The organism is Actinomadura sp. NPDC048955, assembly GCF_040649435.1.
Classification (GTDB): Bacteria; Actinomycetota; Actinomycetes; order Streptosporangiales; family Streptosporangiaceae; genus Spirillospora; species Spirillospora luteofluorescens.
In genome coordinates, this window is record NZ_JBEZJI010000145.1 from 1 (window position 1) to 3,812 (window position 3,812).

Annotated in this window: 2 protein-coding genes; both read left to right on the forward strand. The window is 29.2% G+C overall.

From position 1 onward, the window contains the following. Positions 1–462: 462 nt before the first annotated feature. A complete protein-coding gene (locus tag AB0C84_RS45420; RefSeq protein WP_361078982.1) occupies positions 463–1,473 on the forward strand; it encodes a chitosanase in 1,011 nt (336 codons plus the stop codon). A gap of 133 nt (positions 1,474–1,606) precedes the next feature. Continuing rightward, on the forward strand, positions 1,607–2,926 hold the full coding sequence (locus tag AB0C84_RS45425; RefSeq protein ID WP_361078985.1) for a cellulase family glycosylhydrolase: 1,320 nt from the start codon (positions 1,607–1,609) through the stop codon (positions 2,924–2,926). Positions 2,927–3,812: the final 886 nt, after the last annotated feature.

Consider the following 3,812-nt stretch of genomic DNA (forward strand, 5'->3'; position numbering starts at 1 on the left):
TATCGAAAAGTCTCTTTTAACTTAGAAATTTATAATAAGATTATCGACATATTTGAATATTCTCTATCTAAAAATTCATAGTCTATTTATATTGGTCATGATTGACTTATATATCACTTTTTACATCCATATTTTTATCTTATTTGGCTACTCAAATAAGTCTTTTAACACTTTCTTAAGCTTCCATTTATCTTTCTTTCATAATTCTCAAAACTTTTAACTGTTAAGTCATAGCATACTTGATACATAATTGAAATTTTATTACTCATATACAGTTCACTTAATATTCAAATCATTAACTTTATTTATTTTTTAAAATTGTTTTTTAGAAATGTAAATTTAATAATAAAATTAAGTTAAAAGTGATTTTTGAAATTGACCAAATAACATTTTTATAATTACTATTAAATTGTTAAAAGTTATAACTTTTAAAATATCAATTAAAGGAGAAGTGTTTTACTCGTGAAAAATTCAAAAAATTTCTCAGTGCGTAAAATTGCATTAGGAGCTAGTTCAACACTATTAGCAACACTTATAGCAGCAAATGGTACTGGTGTAGTACATGCATCAGAAAATCATAATAGCAACCATTCAACCATTCAAAAAAATATGGAGCATGAAGTAAAACACACACAGAATAAAGCAACAAACAATAATAATATTTTCGCTAATGAAGAATTACGAAAAACTACATTGGCATTAGTGAGTGCTGCTGAACATACAAGTTATAAATATGACGAACAGTTTAATGCGCCTCCAGAGAATATCAAAGATGAACGCGGACTTACAGCGGGTCTCATTGGTTTTACAACTAATGGGGATGATATGAAACATTTTATAGATCAATATAATAAAATTAATCCCAATAACCCGATGAAAAAATACACTGACGCTATTTATAATGTTTCTGGAACAGAGAAAACCGACGGTTTAGAGGGTGCAGATAAAGCGTGGGAAGACGCAGCCAAAAATGATAGAGATAATATGATTAAAGCACAAAAACGTGTAATTGCACGTGATTACATGGAAATTGCTGAAAAGGACGCTGAAAAAGATGGCCTAAAATCTAAACTTTCTAGATACATATATTTTGATGCTATTGTTAAACACGGTCCTGGTCGAGATAAAGACGCAGCTAAAAAAGATTGGAGTTTTGGAGACTTAAGAGCACAAGCTAGAAGTAAAGCTAAGACACCTGCAAAAGGTGGGGACGAAAAAACATATTTAAACAATTTTGTTGGAAAACGTTGGGATGCAATAGAAGCAGAAAATAACAATCAAGAATCAGGTTTTGATACTGAAGGAACGACAGATCGTTTAAAAACACAACAGGAACTATTAAAAGACGATAACATGGGGTTAAATTTACCTATTAAATATAAAATTAACGATGATCATTATAAAACACTAACACAAGAAAAATTAGATGCATTAAGTTCATCTGATGCTAATTTTGATGGTATTTGGGATTAGAATTTAAAACAAAATATTATAGTTTTTTAGCTTCAACAATATCTTTCATATCTCAAACTAATTTAGCTCATGCAGATAACAATAATGAAAATAATTTTAACTCCCTTCATAACTAAGGATAAACATTTTAAAGATGGAAAGAGGTACTATAATTATGAAAAAATCAATCTTAGGATCCGTTCTAGTAGCAACAACTTTAACATCTGCTTTACTTGGTTCAACAAATAGTGCACATGCTGAAGATATGAGTCAGCTTCAGACGAAAGGTAAAGAAATCCAAAAAGATGGGCATGATTATCGAATAAAAGGTATCAATGCTGGTAATACTTTTACAACTGAAAATTGGATGGGAGGGTTGAGTGATTATAAAAGAGCTAAAGATTATAAAGACCTATTTGATAAAATTCAATCAAAAGGGCATAGTCCTAAAGAAACGCATGATATTTTAAATAAATATGCGAATAATAAATGGACTGATGAGGATTTTAAAAATGTCAAAGACATGGGTTTAAATACCATTCGTTTACCTATTAATTATATTAACGTGACAAACTATAAAAAAGGAATGGATCCCAAAGATGTCGAAATGGACAGCCATTCATTTGAAGCAATTGATAAATTTGTTGAAAAAGCCAAAGAACATGGCTTATATGTTATTATTGATCTTCATGGTGCTCCTTATTCTCAAAATGGCGAGCAACATTCAGCTGACTCTAATCATGGTAATAAAGACAATGGTAAATTTTGGGATGGTCATTTTTGGGATACTGATGATCAAGATGCTTCCACAAGTAAAAAAGTAGCTGATGCTCAAGGTAAAACAAAAGAAATACTTCATAATATCGCGAAACATTATAAAGATGAAGATGCAATAGCTGGATATGATGTTTTAAATGAGCCCAAAGGACAAAGTAAAGCAAGTCATAAACCTGAGCCTGATTCTCAAGTTAATCAATTTTATAAAGATGCTGTTAAGTCAATTCGCGACTCAGGAGACAAACATATTATATTTTTAGAAGGTATTTGGGATCCAGACAATCTTAAAAAGCCATCATACTATAAGGATACTGCTCATAATTTAGTTTATGAGTATCATAACTACGCGACAGAATGGAACGACTCAGTGAAACAATCATTTGACGAAAAGTTAGACAAAATTCAAGCAAAAGATTATAACGTTCCTAGCTATATGGGTGAATTCAGTACAAGAGCCATGGGGGGAGGACCTAAAGCGCAAAAAGACGATTTAGATTATATTTTAAAACAGATGAATAATAAGCATTTATCATGGTCACTATGGAATTATGATACTCAACTAGACAAAAATCATCATAACAAAAGTTGGTCTCCTATCCATTATAGCGGTTTAAAAGTAGATGGCGATAATATTGGAGAAAAAGAAAATGTTACACGTGATGATGCTGTCTATGATGCACTTAAAAATAATAGCTAAAGATAGTATCTGCGATTTAACTAACCCCCGATTTATAAAATAATCGGGGGCTTTTTAATGTTCCAAAACGTTGCCTTTACCACAACAAAATGACTTATAATGTGAATTTGTATTGACTATATCTTATATCGTAGTATGCTCGCTTATATTTAACTGTACACGGATTGACTTCCGATTTAAAGTGACATAAAACTGTAATTAAATTAGAGAAAGTTACTTTTTTAATAATATTTTAACACCTTTAATGATATTGAATACATATAATACTAGAGCAATTAAGAAAAAGAGAATTGTAATTATTATAAATATAACAGAGATTAATAATTGATGATTAAAAGGTTTATCATAAATCTCTTTCGAAAAGATAAAAGCACCTCTACCAACAAAAAAGCAAATCCATGTAAATATATGATTAGTTAATGCTTTTTTTCCGTGTATAGATGTAGGTTCATCAGCTAATATCCATGTAAATAAAGGTAAAACTATAGGTGCAAAAAATATACTTAAATAACTTAAAGCCGACAGAACATAGCTGTTATCAATTTTACTTGTATTATTAATATTTTTCATACATACAACCTCCTTAATTCTTTCACTTATTATAAATAACATTTATCGAAATTTAGTACAATAACAAATTTTATATTCTCATAAACGAACAATTTTAGTGCAATAAACTTAAATAAATGTTATCATTTATTTAGTGATGTAATATATTCTTATTGCATATGATAATGAGATTTTTCTCTTATCATAATTTTCCCTATTCTTTTCATTTTTTCGTAAAACCATTCAAGTTAATGAATGGTTCCTTTTTGGAAAACAAAGATATTGATAAGTAAGGATATAATACTTAAATGTTAAAATTCATTACTTTTAAACAGTA

Coding starts and splice junctions, on each gene's coding strand:
- AB0C84_RS45425 (WP_361078985.1), top strand. CDS start 1,607: ATGGAAAGAGGTACTATAATTATGAAAAAATCAATCTTAGGATCCGTT.